The sequence below is a fragment of the Bacteroides sp. AF34-31BH genome (assembly GCF_003602795.1).
In the GTDB taxonomy this organism is placed as follows: Bacteria; Bacteroidota; Bacteroidia; order Bacteroidales; family Bacteroidaceae; genus Bacteroides; species Bacteroides uniformis.
On sequence record NZ_QTLV01000007.1, the window covers coordinates 147,597 to 171,276 of the forward strand.

Sequence of the window (23,680 nt, forward strand, 5' to 3'; positions counted from 1 at the left end):
AACCGAAGAAATTATGAAAAAGATATTATTCATAGCATCAGCAATACTGATTCTTCTTTCAGGATGCGAAAACTTCCTCGATTCGGAACTTTTGACCGAAAAGACAACCGCCAACTTCCCGGAGACAGAAAAGGATGCCCAAGAGATGGTGACGGCCATATACGCCCATCTGTTGTTTGAAAGTCCTGAAACCTCTTCCCAGTATTACATTGCCCAGTTGGCAGGTGACGACTGTCTGGGAGGCAACCTCTCCTACTCCAACAACTGTGCCACCAACTTCCTTATGTACAGTGGCAATCTGAATACATTTGCCGGTATCTGGGACCGTTGCTACACCCTTATCAACCGTGCCAACAATGCCATCAACACAATGGAGAATGTGAAATCATGGTCCAGCGAGAGCGAACGTAACCGACTTTTCGGTGAGTCCTACTTCCTGCGTGCCATGGCTTATTATGAGCTGGCACAAGTCTTTGGCGGAGTTCCTTTACGCACCACACTGGAAAGTACCAACCTGCCGCGTGCATCCGTAGACGAAATCTACACCCAGATTGCAGCCGACTTGAAAAACGCTATCGAAATGATGCCGGCAAAGATTTATCCGAAAGGCTCAGACATGACCGGACACGCTACAAAATATGCTGCCGAAGCCATGATGGCACGTGTATTCCTTTTCTATACCGGACGCTACGAAAAAAACGAGCTCCCCAACGGAACTACCAAAGAGGAGGTCATCTCTTGGATAGATGACTGTGTAAACAACTCCGGTCATAAACTGGTGTCCGACCAACGCAACATCTGGGCCTACACCAACGATGCTACCGAAGACAATACCGAAGGGTTCCGTTACCAATACGTTATCAACCATAACCTGAAATGGGAAGGAAACAGTTCCGACGAAACGTTATTCGCCAACAAGCATAACCTGAAATCCGACTGGACCTATACCTGGTTCTCCAACACATGCGCGCAATTCTATTCACCGTCTGCCGACAACTATTCCAACAAAGACAGTTATCCCTTCGGCACCGGTTGGGGAGCTGGCCCTGTATCTCCGGCTATGGTCAACGAATGGAAAGACTGGGCCGCCAAGCAGACCTATACGGACGGTTACAAGGAGGATCCCCGTCTGACCGGTTCCATATGGTCGTACAAAGCACTTGATCCGAATGTTGCCGGCAATGTACTGATGGACTGCACCATGGACGAGGGTGAACCGGAATATACCGTATCCTATCGTTACTATGAACAAACCGGCTATTTCCAGAAAAAATACATCAATATCAATTCCTACAATGAAGGCAAAATCGAACCTTTCGGCAAGCAGATGTTCCCCGGAATATCTTCGCAGACATCCCAACAGCTACTCCAAATAGCCGACTTGATTCATATCCGTTTTGCCGACGTTCTGCTCATGCAGTCCGAGCTGAAACAAGACGCTACGGGTCTGAACAAGGTACGTGCCCGCTCCCACTTGGCTCCGGTGGCCTACTCCCTGGAAGCCATCAAGCAGGAACGCCGCTGGGAACTTGCATTCGAGTCCATCCGCTGGTGGGATATCCTTCGCTGGTCGGGTCCTTCGCTTGAGGAAGCCGGTGACATACTCAACAAACAGACCGGGTTCAATATAATAAATGCCGCTACGGTGGTACCGATGGTCAAATTCGACTATAAGAAACGCCTACAAGCAACCCAAGGCTACTGGCCCATTCCGCAAGACGAAATCGACATCTCCAATGGAGTCCTTGAGCAGAATCCAGGCTGGGATGCATCTGCCCAGTTCTCGGATTGGAACAATATGTAAGAGTATTAACCTATAAATAAAGACAATATGAAAGTAACAAAAATATTGATAGCAATGCTTGCTTCAGCCTTCATCGTTACTGCATGCGATCCTATCGAAGACGAAGACTTGCGAGACAAATATGTGACTGATGCCGGTACACCCATAACCAAAGAGGCATTACAAGCCGCCATATCCATTACCCAACCCTTCCCCAACCAAGACGGAGTAGTGGAAGGCGACCAGTATATAGCCCTGAAAAACTCCCGCCCGGACATTGGCGGTTCATGGCACATAGAATGGGGGGGCGAAGGAAGTAAACAAAGTAAGACACTGGTCACGGACAACGCTACGGTCATCATGGAGTCCAATGCGGACTATTCCATCTACTATATGGGCATTTCCGCCAATCAGATTATCAAGACAGATCCGGTTGTAGTGACTGTGACCAATGTATTCGACGATTGGTCCACTTACTTCACCGGTGCAACCGACAAGAGTGACAAATCTGCCAAGAAGACCTGGAAGTTCCGTGAAGTCAGCTGGGGTTCCGTCTGCAATATGGGGGCTCATGGAGGCTGGAAATATACCAGTGCAGGCTATACTCCCGAATCAAATTTTGCCTGGTGGGCCAATGTCACTGCCGCCGAAGCGGGAGACCAGTCCATGGTATTCGAATTCGACGGAAACAAGATGAAAACCTATGATGCCAGCGGAAACCTGAAGGCAGAAGGTACTTTCTCCTTCACACACGAAAAACCGGAAGACGGAGTACTGGGTGAACTGATAACAAGCATCCCCACCATTGGAGGAAATTATGACGACAACGGACAAAGCGTAGGCAGCAACAAATTCTGGCTGCTGACACTGGATGAGAACTATATCACAATCTATCATCCCGGCAAGTATAGCGGTGGTGTGGATTGGGACGACAGCGGCTGGTATGCTTACTTCAAGACTGAAGCAGGAACCGATTCTGAATAAGATGCACTCTCTATGAAAAGGAAACTGCTATTTATAATAACTACTGTCTTTCTAGTAGCTGCATGTCACAATGACGACTACATGCCCGGACTGCCAGCTCCGGGAAATGAAGACAACGAGACCGAAATGGCCGAGCAGGTTGCAGGCCGGGTTGCATTGGGCTACGTCACTTATTATGGCACATCCATACCCGATGCCAAATACCTGACCCACATAAACTACGCTTTTGCAGAATTATATGTTAAAAACGGAATTTATGAAAAGTTTGGCCTGCAAGGTGATAAATCTCGTTTTGACAAGGTAAAGAAAATAAAGAGCCAGTATCCACATGTGAAGATGTTACTCTCTTTTACCAATAGCGTTTCCAATACTGACAATTCCCAGGACGGAGGTTTCTCCGCCCTGGCGAAGAGTCCGGAAATGCGCAAGCAATTCGCACAAGACTGCAAAGCCTTTGTTTCGAGTGAGGGCATAGACGGTATTGACATTGACTGGGAATTTCCCGGTATGACCTTCGGCAGCAATGCCTATGACGAGTTGGTAGATGTGGAAAACTTCACCCTATTGATGAAAGACCTGCGTGCAGCGTTGGGGCAGTCCACCCTATTGACCTATGCAGGTTATTGCATGGACAAGCGTCCCCAAGGCGAAGGCTATAAATATATTGATGTAAAGGCCGTAGACCCGTATGTAGATTTCGTCAATATCATGGCCTATGATCTGGTTGATGCCCCCCAGCATCAATCAGCATTGAACAAGCCAAGTAATTACTGGGACTGCCAGCGTTCCGTAGACGAATACCTGAATGCAGGGGTATCTGCCGACAAATTAGTGTTGGGAATTCCGTTCTACGGAAGAGCCGATTTCAATGCCGGCGGCAGCATCAATTATCGGGATATTCTCAACCTGAGTAAGGATGACGGCTATGTCATCGAAAATTGGGATACAGAAGGCAATGTCCCCTATGTCACCAAAAACGGCAGTTTCTACTGTGGTTACGACAATCCCCGCAGTATTGCCGCAAAAGGTGAATGGATATTAAAAAATGGCATGAAAGGCATGATGTTCTGGGATTATGAAGGTGACGACACCATGGGAACCCTACGCAAAGCGCTATGGAATGCCGTCATGAAAAAATAAGTAACTTAACACACATTCTCAGGAGGTTATTCCGGAAATTAGGGTAAGGGTAATTTTGCATATGATCTTCATTCAAGGCAAGAATACTGACGGAATAACCTCCTTTCCTCCTCCAAGACTACAAAACCTTTTTTCATTTAAGTTGTTGAAAGCACATTCATCAAAACCTAACTTAAATGAAAACAATCTTAAAAACAATGTTTCTGTTGTGCGTAGCCGGACTTCCCTTGTCCACTATCCATGCACAAAAAAAAGAGATCATCGATGACGAAGCCCCCAACGGCATTGTCATAGTTACTATCGACAAAGCGGGCGACGAGATTATCCGCATCATGAATGAGTCACAATTGCCTTACATCCATGACCCGAAAGCTCCCCGCTTCCTATTGATGGACAAACAAGGCAAATTCGCCCTGGGTATCGGAGGGTATGTCCGTGCCACCGGCGAGTATGATTTTGGAGGTATTGTGGATGATATTGACTTTGTTCCTGCCAACATTCCAAGCAGTAGTAAAATCAAAAATCAATTTCAAATGGATGCCAGTACGGCCACTATCTTTCTGAAATTAGTCGGACACACCCGGCTATTGGGTGACTTCACAGTCTATACAGCCGGAAATTTCCGAGGAGGAAACAAAACATTCCAGCTACGGAATGCTTATATGTCATTCCGAAATATAACGGTGGGATATACTTACGGCGGTTTCATGGACTTAGGCGCCCTCCCCTCCACTATTGACTTCCAGGGGCCCAACGGTGCCACGTTCTACCGCGCTACACAATTGTCATATACTTATAAGGGGCTGAAAGACTTTCGTTTCCAAGCTTCCATCGAGGCGCCTGCCGTTGACGGCACAACAAGCAGCCAATTCGAAATTGCCCAGCAACGCATGCCGGACTTCACAGCTTCGGCACAATACAGTTGGAACAGCAGCAGTCATCTGCGTGTAGGAGGTATCATCCGCAGCATGACATATACCAGCACGGAAAGAGACAAGGCTTCCAGCATCACCGGATACGGTGTACAAGCCTCAACGACCTTTAACCTCGGTAAAAAATGGCAGGCATTCGGACAAATCAACTATGGTAAAGGTATCGGGCAATACCTGAATGACATCAGTAATCTGAACGTCGATATTGTCCCCAATCCCGAAAAGGAAGGCAAAATGCAGGCATTGCCCATGCTGGGCTGGTATGCAGGTCTACAATATAACATTTCTCCAAAGGTATTCCTTTCAAGCACTTACAGCATGTCCCGCCTTTACTCTGAAGACGGTTATCCCAACGACCTGCCAAGTACCTACCGCTACGGACAGTATTTCGTAGCCAACGTATTCTGGAACGTAACCCCGAACATGCAGGTAGGCGCTGAATATCTGCGTGGCTGGCGCACCAACTTCGACAATTCCACCAACCATGCCAACCGTATGAACCTGCTTGTACAGTATTCTTTCTAATCCAATATAAAATAAGAAAGAAGCCGCCTCAAATCGATATTTGAGACGGCTTCTTAATATATAAAGGTAGGATTGTGAAATCAGAACTTATAGTCAACACCAAGACCAAACACTTTATTAGTACGGCTATAAACATTCTTGGTGGTTTCACTTATCTTCTTTGTATAATCATCATAGTTTGTCCAAAAATAGGCTATATTCATAGTCAAATGCTTTGTCATTTTGATGGCAGCACCAAACCCCAGTGAATAAGAGTCACATGAAAAACTTATATCACTCTGAAAATCATCAGCCAAGCCATAATCTGTACGCTGATAACCACCACTGATGGTCAGCTGTTTAGCTATATCCCATTCTGCACCAATCAAAATTTCATGTGTGCCATGCTTCAACGCTTTCTGCTTATCATTGGCCATCCCTGCCGCTTTATCAAAAAAATGGTGATATTCCAGCGTTGCACGAAGCGTAGGAAGGAATTCATAACCAACAGCTGCAGTCAATAATGCAGGGATATCACTCGGAGTATTCACACCATCCTTATAGTCAGCCAAAGGATTCCCTTCATCTCCCATAGCAGTTCCCATTGCACGCACTTCAGCTTTTTTGGTTTTATTTTCGAGATTAAGACTTGTCATAAACTCGTACTTCAACCCAATATTCCATTTGCCCAACTTCACATCAGCTCCCAAGATAGGGGTCAATCCCCAGCCGGTCTGGTCGCAGTCTAAATCGATACCAACCAATTCCATGCCACCATAAGTAGGAATATTACTGTGTGCTGTTGCAGTCAGAAATCCTTCATACCCACCGGTAAAATAATTCATACGTCCACCGGCAAACACACCTAACCAATCATTAACTTGATACGACAACCCCAATTGCACACCATAAATAAACTGGCTTCCATCCATTGCACTATTGATAGAATACATATTGGGAGTGATTTGACCACCCGAAATAGTATGGACTTGTCCCATCACCATTGAATCAAACATACCCAAACCATCATCAAACGATGCCTTACCGCCACCACCTACAACAGCAAAGCTACCGGAAATAGTCCAGTCTCCTTTTTTATATGCACCTTGAAAACTAGGAATGAAAGGAGCAGAAGCTTTTCCTTTATAATAACGTGTATTCCCATCTTCAATAAACAAGGGAAATGTCGCTTTTATGTTACGGGTCTGATAAGCACTTTGTCCATTCAAAGACAAATAGAGACCATCTTCCGGCAAAAAGGCCAAACCGGCCGGATTAGAATAGACACCGTCAATATCAATGGAAGCACCACGCGCTAACATTCTAAGAAAAGATACATGCTGATTTGTATTTGTTAGGATACCACCCGCAAAAGTTGGAATTGAAACGATTAACATCGCAATGCCAATCAACGAAAATTTTCTCATCTAAATCTTTTTTAATTGTTTTCGGGCGCAAAGGTACAATAATATTGCACATGAAAAAGAATTTTGTGCATAAAGTTATCCTAATATAGAACTTTAATTGAAATACCAAATAGTTTCTGATGAAACAAATAGAAATAATTATCATTTTATGAATCCTTCCGGCCACTGAACCATATCAACTTTCCACTTGTTATCTCCCTATAATTATGTAACATTTTAAAAAACAACAAATCCCATGGCATACACTATCGCATTTTTTGGCAGCAAACCTTATGATGAAGCGTCTTTCAACGAAAAAAACAAGGAATATGGTTTTGAGCTCCGCTACTATAAAGGGCATCTTAACAAGCACAACGTTATTTTAACCCAAGGAGTAGATGCAGTCTGTATTTTCGTGAACGACACGGCCGATACCGAAGTTATCCGTCTGATGGCAGACAACGGCGTGAAATTATTGGCGTTGCGCTGCGCCGGCTACAACAATGTAGATTTAAAGGCAGCTGCCGACTGTGGCATTACCGTAGTGCGTGTCCCTGCTTACTCCCCTTATGCCGTAGCAGAATATACCGTTGCCCTGATGTTATCCCTCAACCGTAAAATTCCACGTGCCACCTGGCGGACACGAGACGGAAACTTCTCGCTGCACGGACTTCTGGGCTTCGACATGTACGGAAAAACTGCAGGCATCATCGGCACGGGAAAAATAGCCAAGAAACTGATATGTATCCTGCGTGGATTCGGCATGAATATTCTTGCCTACGACCTCTATCCCGACTATAATTTCGCCCGTGAACATCAAGTGGTATATACCAGCCTGGATGAGCTATATCACAATTCGGATATCATCTCCCTGCACTGCCCGCTGACTGAACAGACCAAATATCTCATCAACGACTATTCCATCAGTAAAATGAAGGACGGAGTAATGATTATCAATACCGGACGTGGACAACTCATCCATACCAACGCCCTGATTGAAGGACTAAAAAACAAGAAAATCGGCTCTGCCGGCCTGGATGTGTACGAAGAGGAAAGCGAATACTTCTATGAAGACCAATCGGACAAAATCATTGATGACGATACCCTGGCGCGGCTACTGTCCTTCAATAATGTCATCGTCACTTCGCACCAGGCCTTTTTCACACGCGAGGCACTGGCAAACATTGCTTCGACAACCTTGCAGAACATCAAAGATTTTATGAACCATAAGCCACTGGAGAACGAGGTCAAGGCATAGTCCCCACTCATTTATAAATTCTTAGACATCGGTTTTTAAACTTTATAGCTTTCCAAAGCGTTACTAGTACATAAACCATTTTAAGAAAAGGAATAAATTATGAAAAAAGTTATAGACAAATCAGACAGCAGAGGTCATTCCCTATATGATTGGCTTGACAGCCACCACACCTTCAGTTTCGACGAGTATTACAATCCCCGCCGGATGAATTTCGGCGCCTTGCGTGTACTGAACGACGACCGTGTGGCTCCGGGAAAGGGCTTCGGCACACATCCTCATAAAAATATGGAAATCATCTCCATTCCCCTGAAAGGGAAACTGAAACATGGGGACAATCATCAGAACAGCCGCATCATCATTCCGGGAGATATACAAACCATGAGCGCCGGCACCGGCATCTACCACAGCGAAATGAACGGCAGTGACACTGAAGCGGTAGAATTCCTGCAAATCTGGGTGATGCCCGAAAAGCTGAACACACCACCCGCATACCAGGACTTCGACGTACGTCCACTCCTGCGCAAAAATGAAATGGCACTAATAGTATCCCCTGACGGCGATGCTCCTGCCAGACTGCTACAACAGACCTGGTTCTCTATCGGTGAAATAGAAGCCGGAAAGAAGATTGACTACCACATGCACCAATCGCATTCCGGTGTATACATCTTCGTAATGGAAGGTGAAGTCAAAGTGGACGGCACAATACTCTCACGCCGTGACGGAATGGGAGTATACGAAACCGGCAGTTTTGAGCTGGAAACATTGAAAGACTCTCACATTCTCTTCATAGAAGTACCGATGTAGCGTGCTTTTGCATAAAATAACAGCTTAAACCGGAAGTTTGTGTAGCGTTTTTTGTAATATTGCGCTATAATTCAATCCGTAAATGAAACTTGATTACATCTACCATAGCGGCTTCGCGATTGAAGCGGACGGAGTGACGGTCATTATCGATTACTATAAAGATTCCTCGGAAGAGGTTTTCAATAAAGGTATCGTGCACGACTATCTCTTGGAAAAGCCGGGCTTACTCTACGTACTATGCTCGCATTTCCATCCCGACCACTTCAATCGCGAAGTTCTTTCATGGAAAAAACTGCGGCCCGACATCCGCTACATATTCTCCAAAGACATCCTGAAGCACCGCCGCGCCTCAGCGGAAGATGCCACCTACATCAATAAGGGCGACACCTACGAAGACGAACATATCCGTATCCAGGCCTTCGGTTCTACCGATGTGGGTATCTCCTTCCTGATAGACCTGCAGGGCAGACGGCTGTTCCATGCCGGTGACCTGAACAACTGGCACTGGAGCGAGGAATCTACTCCGCAGGAAATACGCAAGGCCGAAGGTGACTTTCTGGCCGAAGTGAGAGAGCTGCAGCAAACTGCACCTGCCGTAGATGTAGCCATGTTTCCGGTGGACAGCCGTATCGGAAAAGATTATATGCGTGGAGCAGAACAATTCGTGGAACGAATAAAAATCACTATATTTGTACCGATGCACTTCAGCGAAGATTATCAGGGAGGCAACGCCTTCCGGCAGTTTGCCGAGAGCAAGGGATGCCGCTTTCTGAGCATTGCACACCGTGGTGAAAGTTTCGAACTCCCCAACTTGTAGCCCATAATTCGTAAATTAATAATTAAAACACATACTATTATGAAAAATTTGACACAACTTCTTTTTACACTGTTTTGCCTTTGTTTGCCGGCCATGCTGCAGGCGCAGGATAAGGACGACAGTAAATATCTGGCCGGTGCTGTTCCCGAGGTGGACGGTAAAGTGGTATTCACCAAAGAATTCAGCATCCCCGGCATGTCTCAGGATGAAATCTACGAACGTCTGCTCGGCTGGATGGATGCCCGTCTGAAAGAGAATGAAAATACCAGCCGTGTAGTATTCTCAGACAAAGAGAAAGGACAAATTGTAGGTATCGGGGATGAATGGATTGTATTCAGTTCTACGGCTCTGTCATTAGACCGTACCAAAATCCTTTACCAGCTGACTGTGACCTGCCAACCCGAAAAGAGCGTGCTCGAAGTAGAAAAGATACGGTTTAACTACCGCGAAGGAAAAGAAAAATATACCGCCGAGGAGTGGATTGTAGACAAGTATGCCTTGAACAAGGCGAAGACCAAACTGGTACGCGGACTTGCCAAGTGGCGCAGAAAAACCGTAGACTTCGTTGATGACCTTTGCCTGGGAGCAGCAGAAGCATTGAGCGCCACCACTGCCAAAGCTCCGGTAGAAGAAAAGAAGGAAGAAAAGAAAGAGGTGAAAGCTGTCGTCAATTCCGGTCCGACGGTAATCACCCCGAAGAAACAAGTTACCGTGGAACCTGCCCAGGCTGCTGAAAAGGCATCCGAAGGCTTCGTGAAAGATGCCCAAGTCATCGAAGTGCCCCAAGTCAAGAAACCTGCCGCACTGGTTCCTGCCCAAAAGAGCCAGCAGCAAGAATACAAGACCATAGCCCCCGAGCAATTGTCAGCCGATGCCATCCAGACCGGAGCAGGCAAATTGGTTATCGTCATCGGCCAAGAGCCTTTCAACATGACCATGATGACAGCAAACTCCGGAGGTTCTTTGGGCAAAGTCAACGGCAAACCAGTTGTATTCAGCATACTGTCGCCCGACCAACCGTATGAACAAATGGAAAAAGCAGAAAGCTATACCATCCGTTTCTATCCTACGGGACAGACAGAGCCTACGGTCATTCTGGAATGTAAGAAGCTGCCTTCACCGGCAACGATGGAAGGTATGCCACGCACGTATGTAGGCGAAATTCTGAAAGCAATGGTCAAATGACCGCACACGCAGACTGCAAATTGTAAATAATCAAATCAGGAATAAACAAATGGAAATAAAAAGTAAATTCGACCATTTTAATATCAATGTCACCAACCTGGAACGTAGCATCGCATTCTACGAAAAGGCACTGGGGCTGAAAGAACATCATAGGAAAGAGTCGTCCGACGGCTCTTTCACCCTGGTCTATCTGACCGACGGCAGTACCGGCTTTCTGCTGGAACTGACCTGCTTGAAGGAGCACCCACAAGCCTACGAATTAGGAGAGAACGAGAGTCACCTCTGCTTCCGCGTATCCGGCAATTACGACGCCATACGCCAATACCATAAGGAAAACGGATGGGTATGTTTCGAAAACACAGCAATGGGACTGTACTTTATCAATGACCCGGATGACTATTGGATTGAGGTACTGCCGGAGAAATGATATTTTACATCACTAAAACAACGAAATATATGAGTATAGAAGAAGCGATGATGGGTGGTATTGTCTTCAAAGGCAAAAAGGACAAACCTAAAGAAGAAAACAAGATAAAGACCAAAGCCAAGAAGAAAACCTACATTACCGGGCAACACGGTTCCGCCTCAGCCAAAATGAAAGCAGAAATCCGCCGCAAACGCGCTAACAGACATAAGAAATGATAAATACAGCCTTATTGCCTGCCGACAAGGACCCGATGGGCGCAGCCATAGCCGATTACTTTAAACGGTATAAAGCCGACCGCCTACGCGTGTTCTCTTCACAATTCGATGAGGACGAAATTCCCGTCGAAGAGCTATTCCGCACAGAAAAGCAAATGCCCTTGCTGGAGCGTACTGCTCTGCAAATGGCGACCGGAAAGATTCTGGATGTGGGTGCCGGCAGCGGTTGCCATAGCCTTGCCCTGCAAGAAGCCGGAAAAGAAGTCCATGCCATCGACATTTCCCCGCTTTCCGTGGAAGTGATGAAGCAGCGAGGTGTGCGTAGCGTGTCACAAACCAATCTGTTCAATGAACAGTTTGCCGATGAATACGACACTATCCTGATGCTGATGAACGGTTCCGGCATTATCGGAAAGTTGGAGAATCTGCCTGATTTTTTCCGGAAGATGAAGCTACTGCTCCGGCCTGGAGGCTGTGTTTTAATGGATTCCAGCAACCTGAGCTATCTGTTCGAAGAGGAAGATGGCAGTATTGTTATCGACCTTGCCGGTAATTACTACGGAGAGGTAGACTTCCAGATGCAATACAAGAATGTCAAAGGCGACTCCTTTGACTGGCTCTACATCGACTTCCAAACCTTGAGCTTCTATGCCGCAGAAAATGGCTTCAAAGCAGAGCTGGTGAAAGAGGGTACACATTATGACTATCTTGCCAAACTATCCCGACAAGCATAAAAGTGAAGTGCCCCCTAAAAGTTAGACAAAAACTTTTAGGGGGCACTTCCTTTTTTATATCTTGCCTATTCCTACTATTCAGAAAGCATTCCGTCAATCTCCTTCACCAGAGAAGCAAATTCTTCAGGGTTATACAGACGTGTCAGCTTCACAATACGCCCTTCCTTATCAATCAGGACATTGCGTGTGATACCTGCCTTGCGGAGCGCATACTTCGCAAATATATCCGCTCCCGGGTCCAGACCCAAAGGATAGGTCACTCCGGTTGACTTACCAAAAGCAATCACTTTCTCCAACGGCTCGTCACGGTCGATGCCAATCAGCATAAAATCCGGATTCGACTTATGCTTCAGCCATATATCCTTCTCAATGAAAGGCATCTCCTTACGGCACACTCCACACCAGCTTGCGGTAAACTGCAACATGACCACCTTCCCACGAAGTTCCGAAAGGGTAATGCTTTTCCCATCCGTCAGCTTCACTGTAAAATCAGGAGCCATCTCCCCTACCTTAACGATGTAGCCGGTACTGTCCGCCACTACATCCTGCGCCTTGCCTGCCATGCTGCACATAGCAAACAGACAGAAAATCAGAAATCCAACTTTTTTCATTTTATTCAATCTTTAATAAGTAAGCTGTAACTATTCAGCGAATGATATTTTATAGAATGGGCAAACAATTCCCTATAACAAAAAACTCCGAAACACTTTTAAAAAGCAGTTTCGGAGTTTTATTCTTCGAGGTACCTGGCAGATTCGAACTGCCGTACACGGTTTTGCAGACCGCTGACTAAGCCACTCATCCAAGGTACCGGTTCTTACAAGAACTCTTTATTTCTCGTTTGCGGATGCAAAGGTAGCACTTTTTTTGAAACTACCAACTATCCGCAACAACTTTTCTTCTTTTTTTTCGTCACTCCACTGCACTCCGCACGCTTCTTATCATACAAATTCTTTAGTTCACAGCCACTTGCACAACTATCACACGGATTGCCATTTTCTTTGACCCGATGAAAAAAAGAATAAATACTCATGCCAATCCGCACAGCGCAGAGCAACAACAATAAGGCTACTACCCACTCCTGCCAACTATTCATCATAAAAACAGACCTCCTATCTGATAAATTGCAAAAGACATCAGCCAGGCCAGCGCAGTAGTATAAAGCCCCGCAAACACGGCCCACTTCCAACTGCCCGACTCCCCTTTAATGGCTGCCAACGTGGCGATGCACGGAAAATAAATCAGCACAAACACCATGTAACCGAAAGCCACCAGGGGCGTTATCGGAATGCGTTCACCCAAGCTTACGGCATCTGCCTCGGCATCGTCGGCATAAAGCACTCCGAGCGTGCTTACCACCAGCTCCTTGGCGCCCACGCCGGAAAGGATGCCGATGCCCAGCTTCCAGTCGAATCCCAACGGTTCGATGACCGGTTCCATGGCTTTACCAATCCGGCCGATGTAGGAATTCTCCTGCTGTTCCGTCACACTTTCATATTCATCGTGGTTGGGATAATATCCCAATGCCCAGATAACGATGGATGCCACCATAATGATGCCTCCCATCTTGCGGAGATACTGCGCCCCCTTCTCCCACGTATGGCGGAAGATGGCCTTGGACGTCGGCATACGATAAGGCGGCAGCTCCATGACAAACGGCGTATCGTCTCCTTTCACCAGAAAGCGGCAGAAAAGACGTGCCATGACCACTGCCAACAGAATGCCGATGGCATAGATTACTAACAGCACAAAGCTCGCATTGTTCGGAAAGAAGGCGCCTACCAGCAATAAATAGATGGGTAGACGGGCGCTGCACGACATCAGCGGATTGATGAGCATCGTCACCAGACGGCTCTTGCGGTTCTCAATGGTACGCGAAGCCATGATGGCGGGCACATTACACCCAAAGCCCATAATCAGCGGAATGAAGGACTTTCCATGCAAACCCATCTTATGCATAATCTTATCCATGATGAAAGCGGCACGCGCCATATAGCCCGAGTCTTCCATCAAGGAAATGAAGAAATAGAGCAACAGAATATTCGGCAGGAATACAATGACGCCTCCCACACCACCGACAATACCATCCACCAGAAGGTCCTTCAGCGGTCCTTCGGACATTTTGTTGCGTATCAGGTCGCCCAATTCGCCTACCAGCCATTCAATCCCCTGCATAGGATAGTCGCCCAGCACAAAGGTGCCTTCGAACATCAGATAAAGGAAAAGGAAGAAAATGGGATAACCCCATACACGGTGAGTAACGATTGAGTCTATGATTTGAGTAGTGCGCGACGTATCCTGATGATTGTCCACATAGGTCTCGCGCAGGGCACCGGCTATAAAACCATACTTGGCATCGGTGATGGCCTGCTCGCTCTCCTCGTTCACCACCTCGGCAATCCGTGCCTCTTCCCGGTCGCGGACGGCAAGAATCTCCTTTCCATTGGGCAGCTCCTCCACAATCTTTTTCAAGTCTTCGTCGTTCTCCAGCAACTTGATGGCAAGGAAACGCGTGGAATATTTGTGGCGGATGTTCTCATTGACGCTGATGACGCGCTTCACCTCCTCAATGCTACGTTCCAGCTCGGGACCGTGATTGATATGGATATGACGGTAGAAGCCACGCGGCTGTTCTATCTCTTCTTTATGGCTGCCGAAGTCATGGTCGGGAACATACTCCTGATGCCAGCTGCGAAGGTCACTCAATATCTCGCTGCGCATCCTGCCCTTATGGTCGAGGAAGTCGCCGCCTTCGTAAATATTGATAATCACATGGAACAGCTGTTCAATGCCTTTTCCGCTACGGCTGACCGTAGGCAACATCGGGACTCCGAACAACTGGCTGAGCTTTACATAATCCAGCGTGTTTCCACTGGCTTCCAGCTCATCGTACATGTTCAGTGCAATCACCATGCGCACATTCATGTCAATCAGCTGGGTGGTGAGATAGAGATTGCGTTCCAGGTTGGAAGAGTCTACAACATTGATAATGATATCCGGCGTTTCATTGATGATGTGCCGGCGGACATAGATTTCTTCAGGGGAGTAGGCCGAGAGGGAATAGGTTCCGGGAAGGTCGACAATACGGAAATGGTAGCCCTGGAAGTCAAAATATCCCTCCTTGGCATCTACCGTAACGCCACTGTAATTGCCCACATGCTCGTGCGAACCGGAAGCGATGTTGAAAAGAGAAGTTTTACCACAGTTGGGATTTCCCACCAAAGCCACATTTATGGTGCGGCGTTTGCCAAGGGCCAGTTGCTTCAGCTTATCTTCGCCCAGATGCATGTTTTCGCCCAGCCCCTCGTGGTAATCGGGCTGCACAGCCTGCTCCTTAGCTTCCTGCTCACTGATAATCTCTATCATCTCAGCCTCCTGCCGACGAAGAGAAATCTCATATCCCATTACTTTGTATTTGATAGGGTCACGTAACGGAGCATTCAGCAAGACCTCCACTGTTTTACCTTTAATAAATCCCATTTCCACAATCCGTTTGCGGAAACCGCCGTGTCCCAGCACTTTTACGATTACACCTTTTTCACCGGTATTCAATTCGGACAAACGCATAGTCTTTCTGCCTTTCTTTTCTATTTTGGGGGCAAAGATAACACTTATGGCTACAAGGTACAAATAATTTAGAATGTTTTTAAATAAGAGACACTAAACAATAATTCCCAGAAGGCAGAACATTATATCCAGAGATACTAAATCGTAATTTTACCACAGCTTTGTTCTTTTCTTACCACAGCTGTGGTAAGAAAAGAACAAAGCTGTGGTATGCATAAAACACAACTGTAGTAAGATTAGCTTTTAGCAAATACGACCTTAGCCGATAAAGATTCTGAAAATAGATACTTGCAGATATGGCAATAAAAATCGTTTGCACTATCTTTGCACCACTCTATAAGTTGAATATGCAGAAGGTAGTACAATACATCGAGCGCCACAAGCTCTTCTCGCCGGACGACAAGATACTTGTGGCACTGAGCGGCGGGGCGGACTCCGTGGCGTTGCTGCGCCTGCTCCTCAGCCTGGGATACACATGCGAAGCCGCCCATTGCAACTTCCATCTGCGCGGAGCGGAATCCGACCGCGACGAGCACTTTGTACGCCAACTCTGCCTGGAGCACCGGGTGACGCTGCACACCGTCCACTTCAACACGGAGCAGGAAGCAAAAGAACGGCATATCTCCATCGAAATGGCTGCAAGGGAATTGCGCTACGCGTGGTTCGAAAAAACAAGGGAAGCATGCAGTGCAGCCGTCATTGCCGTCGCCCACCATCAGGATGACAGTGTGGAGACATTGCTGCTCAATCTGATTCGCGGTACCGGCATCAACGGGTTGCGGGGCATACGCCCCCGAAACGGACATATAGTCCGCCCCTTGCTCTGCCTGGACAGAAAGGAAATCGTCGGTTATCTGGAAAGTATCGGGCAATCCTACGTGACGGACAGCACCAATCTGCAGGACGAATATACCCGCAACAAAATACGCTTGAACCTGCTTCCCATGATGCAGGAGATAAACCCCTCCGTCAAGGAAAGCATCCTCAAAACGGCAGAGCATCTGGACGATGCGGCCTCTATATATAATATAGGTATAGAAGAAGCCAAACTGCGGGTCAAGACATCGGAAGGCATAAGTATCGGCGCCCTGAAGCAAGAAGCGGCATCGGAAACGGTCTTATTTGAGATCCTGCATCCGCTCGGGTTCAACGCCGCACAAGTAAGGGACATCTGCCGGACATTGGACGGACAGCCCGGCAAAGTCTTTACTACCCCCGGCTGGCGTGTCATCAAAGACCGCGGCTCGTTGTTGATAGAGCCCGTACAAGAAGCCGTAAAGCCCTTATTGGAAATAAAAGAACATCCCTATACACCGGATTTCATGATTCCACGCGACAAAGCTACTGCCTGCTTTGATGCCGACAAACTCCAGCATCCCCTCTCGCTACGCCTTTGCAGGCAGGGAGACAGTTTCGTGCCCTTCGGCATGAAAGGCCGGAAGAAAGTAAGCGACTACCTGACCGACCGCAAGTTCTCCATTCTGCACAAAGAACGGCAATGGGTGCTTTGCTGCGGAGATGACATCATCTGGCTGGTGGGAGAACGGGCAGACAACCGTTTCAGAATAGACGAAAAAACCCGGAAAGTGCTGGTTGTATCAACCATCGGCCAGTAGCCATCACAGAATGATTCTGTCCTCCTTCTGTTTCTTGAAGCAATCGGAAAGCAATACGGCAAACGGCGTGTCATACGTGCGCGCCTTCTGCGGACAGCCTTTCACACAAGCACAACATTTGATGCATTTCTCTGCAACCGTATTACACTCGTCTCCTTTTATAATGGCTCCTGCAGGACAATGCTTCACGCAATATCCGCAATGCGTACAACGTTCCGCATCCACTTGCGGAGTACGGGGCATAGGCACCCCACTCTTACGCAACTTGACGACTCTGCGCAAAAAGCGGAGCAACGGGAAGAAAGGCTGGCGCGGACGCTGGATACGGGTCACATCCACCCCATACAGTTTCTCCATATCTTCGGCCGCCGCAATTTTAGCACGTATCTTTTCACCAAAAAGCTTTGCATACTCCAAGTCGTCCGCATCCGGACGTCCGGCTGCCACCGGATATTTCTCACTGCTATAAGAGTGCTCTCCTACAAACGTAGCACCTGCAATTACCTTGAAGCCCAACTTCGTGACAAAAGCATCCAATTCCACCAAAGCCTTCTCATAGGCCCGGTTGCCGTACACCACCACAACCACGGCAGGTGCACCGTCAGCATGAAGCTCCTTCATCCGCTCCAATGCCAAAGGAGCCACATGGCCGCCATATACGGGCACCGTGATGACCGCCAAAGCATGAGAAGGCACCTCCCTTTTACCCGCCGCCTCCAAGGTGAGGTCCACTTTGGAGACAGACGAAATTCCCGTTCCGTGAACAATTGCCTCTCCCACTTGTTTAGAGGTACAAGTAGGTGAAAAAGTTATCAACTGTACTTCATCTATATTCATAAACCAATCCTTCATGTTGTTGTTAATACAGCAAAGATAAAGTTTTAAATTTAAAAAAAAGATGATTTGTTTATGAAACCAAAAATATTTATTACCTTTGCACCGTTGAAACATTCTGCGACTTCTTGCTGTGGCGAGAATTGTTTATCAGATTTCCGGTTCAATAATAAATATCCCATATAAATCATATATCACAAGGTAAACTTGCCCAAGTTGCTTCCTACAACAACTGCAACTGTGCACTTATGCCTTTCAATAAAAGTAAATTTTAAACCATTCACATATATACTGTATGTATAACATCATTCAACTGAACGACAAAAATTTGTCGGAACTACAAACTATTGCCCAAGAACTGGGTATAAAAAAAACAGACTCACTCAAAAAAGAAGAACTTGTTTACAAGATACTTGACGAACAAGCTATCGCAGGCGCTACCAAGAAAGTTGCCGCCGACAAGCTGAAGGAAGAGCGTAAAGGGGAAAAGCAAAAACGCTCGCGCGTCACTGTCAAGACCGTAAAAAAGGAAGGTGCCGACAAAGTGTTCTCAGCCAATAAAAACGGAGACCTCACCAAAGCCAAAACAGAGGAAGCACCGGCTGCGAAAGAACAACCCAAAACTGTGGAAGCACCCCAAGAACCGACCATAGAAGCTGCAACGCCGGCGCCAGCCAAAGAAGCCGCCGCACCCAAACGCAAACCGGGACGCCCCCGCAAGGTAAAGGAAGAGACTGCCGCACCCCAAGCAACGGAAACCCCGAAGGTTGCCGAACCGGAATTGAACTTCGAGGCTAAAGCTCCGAAAACGGAACCCCAAGCGGAAGCTAAAAAAGTGGAAGCTAAAAAAGCCGTGAAGAATATCGTACCGGACGAAAGCCCTATCCTGGCCGAAGCGGCAGATGACTTCATCCCCATTGAAGACCTCCCTACGGAAAAAATAGAATTGCCATCCGAACTTATCGGCAAATTCGAAGCGACCAAAGCGGAAACTCCCGCCACTCCCACTCCTGCCGCTGCCCCAGCCGAACCGCAACAGCCACAACGCCCGCGCCTCCGCGCCCGCGACAACAACAACCCATACAATAACAACAACAATAACAACCGCAACGGTGGCTATAACCAACAGCGCCCCGTGCAGCAGCGCCCTGCACAACCGTATAACAACGGAGAGAACTATCCCGCCGCTCCGGAACGCAAACCCGTAATAGAACGCGAGAAGACGTACGAATTCGATGACATCCTCACCGGAACCGGTGTACTGGAAATCATGCAGGATGGCTACGGCTTCCTCCGTTCCTCCGATTACAACTATTTGTCCTCACCGGACGATATTTACGTATCACAATCACAAATCAAATTGTTCGGCCTGAAAACCGGTGATGTGGTAGAAGGCGTAATCCGTCCCCCGAAAGAAGGCGAAAAGTACTTCCCGCTGGTAAAAGTATCCAAAATAAACGGACGTGACCCGGCTTTCGTACGCGACCGCGTACCGTTCGAGCACCTCACTCCCCTCTTCCCGGACGAGAAGTTCAAGCTTTGCAAAGGTGGATACTCCGACTCTATGTCGGCCCGTGTCGTAGACTTGTTTGCCCCCATCGGTAAGGGCCAGCGTGCCTTGATTGTAGCACAGCCCAAAACCGGTAAGACCATCTTGATGAAAGACATAGCCAACGCCATTGCCGCCAATCATCCGGAAGTCTACATGATTATGCTGCTCATCGACGAACGCCCGGAGGAAGTTACCGACATGGCGCGTACCGTCAATGCGGAAGTAATCGCCTCTACCTTCGACGAACCGGCAGAACGCCACGTGAAGATTGCCGGCATCGTCCTTGAAAAAGCAAAACGCATGGTGGAATGCGGACACGATGTTGTCATCTTCCTCGACTCCATCACCCGCCTGGCACGTGCCTACAACACCGTATCCCCGGCTTCCGGCAAAGTGCTTTCCGGTGGTGTGGATGCCAACGCATTGCATAAGCCCAAACGCTTCTTCGGTGCAGCACGTAACATCGAGGGCGGCGGTTCACTGACCATCCTTGCCACTGCCTTGATTGACACCGGCTCAAAGATGGACGAGGTTATCTTCGAAGAATTCAAGGGTACGGGTAATATGGAGTTGCAGCTCGACCGCAACTTGTCCAACAAGCGTATCTTCCCGGCTGTCAACATCGTTGCCTCCAGCACCCGCCGCGACGACCTGCTGCAAGACAAGCAGACACTGGACCGCATGTGGATTCTCCGCAAGTACCTTGCCGACATGAATCCGATAGAAGCCATGGACTTCGTAAAAGACCGTCTGGAGAAGACCAAAGACAACGACGAATTCCTGATGAGCATGAACAGTTAACAACAACTGCATACAGATATTGTACAAAAGCTTCCATTTACGTTCATAAACGTAGGTGGAAGCTTTTTTTATATCCGTTTTTTCATACATTTGCCACCATACAATAACCTTGAACAAATAAAATCCAAATCTGATGAAAACGATTCACTCTTTTATGGGAATGGCATTGTGCAGCTTTCCGGTAATGGCACAGCAATCGCCCAATTTTCTTATTATCCAATGCGACCATCTGACCCAGCGGGTAGTAGGCGCATACGGTGCCGACCCCAGCTGCACTCCACCTATAGACCGAATTGCCTCCCAAGGTGTAACATTTGCCAACGCATACGTGGGATGCCCCCTCAGCCAACCGTCACGCGCTGCCTTATGGAGCGGACTGATGCCGCATCAAACCAATGTACGTTCCAACTCGGCCGAACACATCAATCCTCCGCTACCCGACAGCATTCCGACCCTGGGAAGCCTCTTCACCGCCAACGGTTATGAGGCCGTCCACTTTGGCAAAACCCATGACATGGGTTCCCTAAGGGGATTCCGCCACAAGGAACCGGTTGCCAAGCCCTTCACCGACCCCGAATTTCCCGTCAACAATGACAGCTTTCTGGATGTAGGAACCTGCGAGGATGCCGTGGCCTATCTCAGCAATCCACCGCAAGAACCTTTCATCTGCATAGCCGATTTCCAAAACCCGCACAATATCTGCGGATATGTAGGCGAAAATAAAGGGGAGCACATAGATAGCCCCATCAGTACCCCACTCCCGCTACTACCCGAAAACTTTGAAGTGGAAGACTGGGAAAAACTTCCGTTGCCCATTCAGTACATCTGCTGCAGCCACCGGAGGATGATGCAAGCCGCCCACTGGAACGAGGACAATTACCGGCACTACGTCGCCGCCTTCCAGCATTACACGCGGATAGTGGCCAGACAGATAGAGAGTGTACTGGAAGCCCTCTACTCCACTCCCGCCGGCAAAAATACAATTGTCATTGTACTGGCAGACCACGGAGACGGAATGGGGTCACACCGCATGGTAACCAAGCAGGTCAGCTTTTACGAAGAAATGACAAATGTGCCCTTCATCATAGCCGGTCCCGGCATTCATCCCCGTCAAAAACCAGTGGAAGATTTACTGACCCAACCCACTATCGACCTGCTGCCCACTCTCTGTGAACTGGCAGGCATTCCGGTGCCTTCCTCCAAGCCCGGCATCAGCCTTGCCCCTTTCCTGAAAGGCGAGAAGCAAAAGAGACAGCACCCCTATGCAGCCTCCGAATGGCACAGTGAATACGAAGTGACCGTCAGCCCGGGACGGATGATACGCAGTCCCAGATACAAATACACACACTATCTGGAAGGCAACGGGGAAGAACTGTATGATATGTTGAAGGATAAAGGAGAAAGACGAAACCTTGCCCATGACCCCAAATACTCAAAGATTCTGGCCGAGCACCGGGCACTGCTGGACGACTACATCCGCCGCACACAGGACGACTACCGAAGCCTGAAAGTTGAAGCCGACAAGAGATGGCGCAGCCACGCACCGGGATATCCCAACCACGAAGGACCCTGCGCCAGAGACATTATCAATAGAAAGTAAGCAAAAAGAACTAAAAAAAACAGAATAATATAGATGATTATCAGTGCCTTGACCGGCACTTCCATTCTTTTCGCCCATCCCGCTGCAAGTCTTCAATAATATTCTGCTTCAAAAGAAGGCAGTTAAAGGGATTTTTTGTACTTTTGCGCCTCAATAAGAGTAATTTGTAATTTAGTAATTGTAATTAGATACTATGTTCGATAATTTAAGCGAGAGACTTGAAAGGTCGTTTAAAATTTTGAAAGGTGAGGGCAAAATCACCGAAATCAATGTTGCGGAAACCCTGAAAGACGTACGTAAGGCACTTTTGGATGCCGACGTGAACTATAAGGTAGCCAAAAACTTCACCGATACCGTTAAGGAAAAAGCCTTGGGACAAAACGTGCTGACAGCCGTTAAGCCCAGCCAGCTGATGGTAAAAATCGTACACGATGAACTGACCCAGCTCATGGGCGGCGAGACTTCTGAAATAAACCTCGACTCCAAGCCTGCCATTATCCTAATGTCTGGTTTGCAAGGCTCCGGTAAAACAACTTTCTCCGGAAAGCTGGCCCGCATGCTGAAGAGCAAGAAGAACAAAAAGCCGTTATTGGTGGCTTGTGACGTGTACCGTCCTGCCGCTATCGAGCAGTTACGCGTACTGGCTGAACAGATTGACGTACCGATGTACTCGGAACCGGACAGCAAAAATCCGGTAGCCATTGCCCAAAATGCCATCCAAGAAGCCAAAGCCAAAGGTTACGACCTTGTAATTGTCGATACAGCCGGTCGTCTGGCAGTGGATGAGGAGATGATGAACGAGATTGCCGCCATCAAGAAGGCCATCAATCCGGACGAGATTCTGTTCGTAGTGGATTCAATGACCGGTCAGGATGCAGTGAACACCGCTAAGGAATTCAACGAACGGCTCGACTTCAATGGTGTAGTATTGACCAAACTGGATGGTGATACCCGCGGTGGTGCCGCCCTTTCTATCCGTTCGGTGGTAAACAAGCCCATCAAGTTTGTAGGTACCGGTGAAAAGCTGGATGCCATCGACCAGTTCCATCCCTCACGTATGGCCGACCGTATTCTCGGTATGGGTGACATCGTATCTTTGGTGGAACGTGCACAGGAACAATATGACGAGGAAGAAGCCAAACGCCTGCAAAAGAAGATTGCCAAGAACCAGTTCGACTTCAACGACTTCCTGAGCCAGATTGCACAAATCAAGAAAATGGGTAACTTGAAGGAACTTGCCTCCATGATACCGGGCGTAGGCAAAGCCATCAAGGATATAGACATTGACGACAATGCCTTCAAGAGCATTGAAGCCATCATCTACTCCATGACTCCGGAAGAACGCAGCAATCCGGCCATTCTGAACGGTTCACGCCGCCAGCGCATTGCCAAAGGTAGCGGTACGAATATTCAGGAAGTAAACCGCCTGCTGAAACAGTTTGACCAGACCCGCAAGATGATGAAGATGGTCACTGGCAGCAAGATGGGTAAGATGATGCCGAAACTTAAAAGATAAGATAA

General features: G+C 47.8%; 20 protein-coding genes and 1 tRNA gene. 15 read left to right on the plus strand and 6 right to left on the minus strand.

All coding sequences use genetic code 11. The features are described 5' to 3' along the window. Nucleotides 1–13 precede the first annotated feature (13 nt). The 4 genes from DWZ67_RS12510 (at nt 14) to DWZ67_RS12525 (ending at nt 5,364) form a co-directional block, all read left to right on the plus strand. Complete coding sequence (locus tag DWZ67_RS12510; RefSeq protein WP_022402014.1) at nt 14–1,804, plus strand: RagB/SusD family nutrient uptake outer membrane protein; 1,791 nt, start codon at nt 14–16, stop codon at nt 1,802–1,804. 27 nt (nt 1,805–1,831) lie between these two features. Continuing rightward, on the plus strand, nt 1,832–2,767 hold the full coding sequence (locus DWZ67_RS12515) for a hypothetical protein (RefSeq protein ID WP_057097813.1): 936 nt from the start codon (nt 1,832–1,834) through the stop codon (nt 2,765–2,767). Between the two features lie 12 nt (nt 2,768–2,779). Continuing rightward, nucleotides 2,780–3,907: a glycosyl hydrolase family 18 protein gene (locus DWZ67_RS12520; protein WP_120138915.1), complete on the plus strand. Its 1,128-nt coding sequence runs from the start codon at nt 2,780–2,782 to the stop codon at nt 3,905–3,907. A 176-nt stretch (nt 3,908–4,083) separates the two neighbouring features. Further along, the gene (locus tag DWZ67_RS12525) at nt 4,084–5,364 is read left to right on the plus strand and encodes a hypothetical protein (RefSeq protein WP_120138917.1); all 1,281 of its coding nucleotides are present in this window, start codon (nt 4,084–4,086) and stop codon (nt 5,362–5,364) included. A gap of 80 nt (nt 5,365–5,444) precedes the next feature. Here DWZ67_RS12525 and DWZ67_RS12530 read toward each other — a convergent pair whose 3' ends face one another. Continuing rightward, nucleotides 5,445–6,770 (minus strand): OmpP1/FadL family transporter, encoded by a 1,326-nt coding sequence (locus DWZ67_RS12530; RefSeq protein WP_005831520.1) that lies wholly within the window; start codon nt 6,768–6,770, stop codon nt 5,445–5,447. Between the two features lie 235 nt (nt 6,771–7,005). Between DWZ67_RS12530 and DWZ67_RS12535 the strand changes: the two genes are divergently transcribed. From DWZ67_RS12535 to DWZ67_RS12565, 7 genes are all read left to right on the plus strand, one after another. After that, the gene (locus DWZ67_RS12535; protein ID WP_005832453.1) at nt 7,006–8,007 is read left to right on the plus strand and encodes a 2-hydroxyacid dehydrogenase; all 1,002 of its coding nucleotides are present in this window, start codon (nt 7,006–7,008) and stop codon (nt 8,005–8,007) included. Nucleotides 8,008–8,106: 99 nt separating this feature from the next. Beyond that, complete coding sequence (locus DWZ67_RS12540) at nt 8,107–8,811, plus strand: pirin family protein (protein ID WP_005832454.1); 705 nt, start codon at nt 8,107–8,109, stop codon at nt 8,809–8,811. A gap of 82 nt (nt 8,812–8,893) precedes the next feature. Then, the gene (locus DWZ67_RS12545; RefSeq protein WP_008664926.1) at nt 8,894–9,628 is read left to right on the plus strand and encodes an MBL fold metallo-hydrolase; all 735 of its coding nucleotides are present in this window, start codon (nt 8,894–8,896) and stop codon (nt 9,626–9,628) included. Between the two features lie 39 nt (nt 9,629–9,667). Further along, nucleotides 9,668–10,813: a DUF4468 domain-containing protein gene (locus DWZ67_RS12550; protein WP_120138918.1), complete on the plus strand. Its 1,146-nt coding sequence runs from the start codon at nt 9,668–9,670 to the stop codon at nt 10,811–10,813. A 49-nt stretch (nt 10,814–10,862) separates the two neighbouring features. Continuing rightward, complete coding sequence (locus tag DWZ67_RS12555) at nt 10,863–11,240, plus strand: VOC family protein (protein WP_005832456.1); 378 nt, start codon at nt 10,863–10,865, stop codon at nt 11,238–11,240. A gap of 29 nt (nt 11,241–11,269) precedes the next feature. After that, complete coding sequence (locus DWZ67_RS12560; RefSeq protein ID WP_008664928.1) at nt 11,270–11,455, plus strand: hypothetical protein; 186 nt, start codon at nt 11,270–11,272, stop codon at nt 11,453–11,455. Further along, nucleotides 11,452–12,189 carry a class I SAM-dependent methyltransferase gene (locus DWZ67_RS12565; RefSeq protein WP_120138920.1) on the plus strand — a complete coding sequence of 246 codons (738 nt, stop codon included), beginning with the start codon at nt 11,452–11,454 and terminating at the stop codon, nt 12,187–12,189. Before DWZ67_RS12560 ends, DWZ67_RS12565 begins: the two co-directional genes overlap by 4 nt. Nucleotides 12,190–12,263: 74 nt before the next feature. On the opposite strand, the gene DWZ67_RS12570 is transcribed toward DWZ67_RS12565, so the two are convergent. The 4 genes from DWZ67_RS12570 to feoB form a co-directional block, all read right to left on the minus strand. Continuing rightward, entirely contained in the window at nt 12,264–12,800 is a 537-nt protein-coding gene (locus tag DWZ67_RS12570; RefSeq protein WP_016274283.1) for a TlpA family protein disulfide reductase, read from the minus strand. Nucleotides 12,801–12,929: 129 nt separating this feature from the next. Next, nucleotides 12,930–13,001, minus strand: a tRNA-Cys gene (locus tag DWZ67_RS12575). A gap of 68 nt (nt 13,002–13,069) precedes the next feature. Continuing rightward, nucleotides 13,070–13,285 carry a hypothetical protein gene (locus DWZ67_RS20445; protein WP_370293441.1) on the minus strand — a complete coding sequence of 72 codons (216 nt, stop codon included), beginning with the start codon at nt 13,283–13,285 and terminating at the stop codon, nt 13,070–13,072. Continuing rightward, a complete protein-coding gene (gene feoB / locus DWZ67_RS12585; RefSeq protein WP_120138968.1) occupies nt 13,285–15,756 on the minus strand; it encodes a ferrous iron transport protein B in 2,472 nt (823 codons plus the stop codon). Before feoB ends, DWZ67_RS20445 begins: the two co-directional genes overlap by 1 nt. Nucleotides 15,757–16,103: 347 nt before the next feature. Between feoB and tilS the strand changes: the two genes are divergently transcribed. Continuing rightward, nucleotides 16,104–17,372 (plus strand): tRNA lysidine(34) synthetase TilS, encoded by a 1,269-nt coding sequence (gene tilS / locus DWZ67_RS12590; RefSeq protein WP_120138970.1) that lies wholly within the window; start codon nt 16,104–16,106, stop codon nt 17,370–17,372. 3 nt (nt 17,373–17,375) lie between these two features. Here the strand turns inward: tilS and DWZ67_RS12595 are convergent, their stop codons facing one another. Continuing rightward, nucleotides 17,376–18,209, minus strand: coding sequence for a 4Fe-4S binding protein (locus DWZ67_RS12595; protein WP_057253123.1), 834 nt, complete (start codon nt 18,207–18,209; stop codon nt 17,376–17,378). 292 nt (nt 18,210–18,501) lie between these two features. Between DWZ67_RS12595 and rho the strand changes: the two genes are divergently transcribed. The 3 genes from rho (at nt 18,502) to ffh (ending at nt 23,675) form a co-directional block, all read left to right on the plus strand. Beyond that, nucleotides 18,502–20,559 carry a transcription termination factor Rho gene (rho, locus tag DWZ67_RS12600; protein WP_035448870.1) on the plus strand — a complete coding sequence of 686 codons (2,058 nt, stop codon included), beginning with the start codon at nt 18,502–18,504 and terminating at the stop codon, nt 20,557–20,559. 133 nt (nt 20,560–20,692) lie between these two features. Next, nucleotides 20,693–22,159 carry a sulfatase gene (locus DWZ67_RS12605; protein WP_005831557.1) on the plus strand — a complete coding sequence of 489 codons (1,467 nt, stop codon included), beginning with the start codon at nt 20,693–20,695 and terminating at the stop codon, nt 22,157–22,159. Nucleotides 22,160–22,352: 193 nt separating this feature from the next. Beyond that, complete coding sequence (ffh, locus tag DWZ67_RS12610; RefSeq protein WP_005831559.1) at nt 22,353–23,675, plus strand: signal recognition particle protein; 1,323 nt, start codon at nt 22,353–22,355, stop codon at nt 23,673–23,675. Nucleotides 23,676–23,680: the final 5 nt, after the last annotated feature.

What these genes read in the sequence shown, in the direction of transcription:
- DWZ67_RS12510 (WP_022402014.1), top strand. Translation starts at nt 14, where the DNA reads ATGAAAAAGATATTATTCATAGCATCAGCAATACTGATTCTTCTTTCA.
- DWZ67_RS12515 (WP_057097813.1), top strand. Translation starts at nt 1,832, where the DNA reads ATGAAAGTAACAAAAATATTGATAGCAATGCTTGCTTCAGCCTTCATC.
- DWZ67_RS12520 (WP_120138915.1), top strand. Translation starts at nt 2,780, where the DNA reads ATGAAAAGGAAACTGCTATTTATAATAACTACTGTCTTTCTAGTAGCT.
- DWZ67_RS12525 (WP_120138917.1), top strand. Translation starts at nt 4,084, where the DNA reads ATGAAAACAATCTTAAAAACAATGTTTCTGTTGTGCGTAGCCGGACTT.
- DWZ67_RS12530 (WP_005831520.1), bottom strand. Translation starts at nt 6,770, where the DNA reads ATGAGAAAATTTTCGTTGATTGGCATTGCGATGTTAATCGTTTCAATT.
- DWZ67_RS12535 (WP_005832453.1), top strand. Translation starts at nt 7,006, where the DNA reads ATGGCATACACTATCGCATTTTTTGGCAGCAAACCTTATGATGAAGCG.
- DWZ67_RS12540 (WP_005832454.1), top strand. Translation starts at nt 8,107, where the DNA reads ATGAAAAAAGTTATAGACAAATCAGACAGCAGAGGTCATTCCCTATAT.
- DWZ67_RS12545 (WP_008664926.1), top strand. Translation starts at nt 8,894, where the DNA reads ATGAAACTTGATTACATCTACCATAGCGGCTTCGCGATTGAAGCGGAC.
- DWZ67_RS12550 (WP_120138918.1), top strand. Translation starts at nt 9,668, where the DNA reads ATGAAAAATTTGACACAACTTCTTTTTACACTGTTTTGCCTTTGTTTG.
- DWZ67_RS12555 (WP_005832456.1), top strand. Translation starts at nt 10,863, where the DNA reads ATGGAAATAAAAAGTAAATTCGACCATTTTAATATCAATGTCACCAAC.
- DWZ67_RS12560 (WP_008664928.1), top strand. Translation starts at nt 11,270, where the DNA reads ATGAGTATAGAAGAAGCGATGATGGGTGGTATTGTCTTCAAAGGCAAA.
- DWZ67_RS12565 (WP_120138920.1), top strand. Translation starts at nt 11,452, where the DNA reads ATGATAAATACAGCCTTATTGCCTGCCGACAAGGACCCGATGGGCGCA.
- DWZ67_RS12570 (WP_016274283.1), bottom strand. Translation starts at nt 12,800, where the DNA reads ATGAAAAAAGTTGGATTTCTGATTTTCTGTCTGTTTGCTATGTGCAGC.
- DWZ67_RS20445 (WP_370293441.1), bottom strand. Translation starts at nt 13,285, where the DNA reads ATGAATAGTTGGCAGGAGTGGGTAGTAGCCTTATTGTTGTTGCTCTGC.
- feoB (WP_120138968.1), bottom strand. Translation starts at nt 15,756, where the DNA reads ATGCGTTTGTCCGAATTGAATACCGGTGAAAAAGGTGTAATCGTAAAA.
- tilS (WP_120138970.1), top strand. Translation starts at nt 16,104, where the DNA reads ATGCAGAAGGTAGTACAATACATCGAGCGCCACAAGCTCTTCTCGCCG.
- DWZ67_RS12595 (WP_057253123.1), bottom strand. Translation starts at nt 18,209, where the DNA reads ATGAATATAGATGAAGTACAGTTGATAACTTTTTCACCTACTTGTACC.
- rho (WP_035448870.1), top strand. Translation starts at nt 18,502, where the DNA reads ATGTATAACATCATTCAACTGAACGACAAAAATTTGTCGGAACTACAA.
- DWZ67_RS12605 (WP_005831557.1), top strand. Translation starts at nt 20,693, where the DNA reads ATGAAAACGATTCACTCTTTTATGGGAATGGCATTGTGCAGCTTTCCG.
- ffh (WP_005831559.1), top strand. Translation starts at nt 22,353, where the DNA reads ATGTTCGATAATTTAAGCGAGAGACTTGAAAGGTCGTTTAAAATTTTG.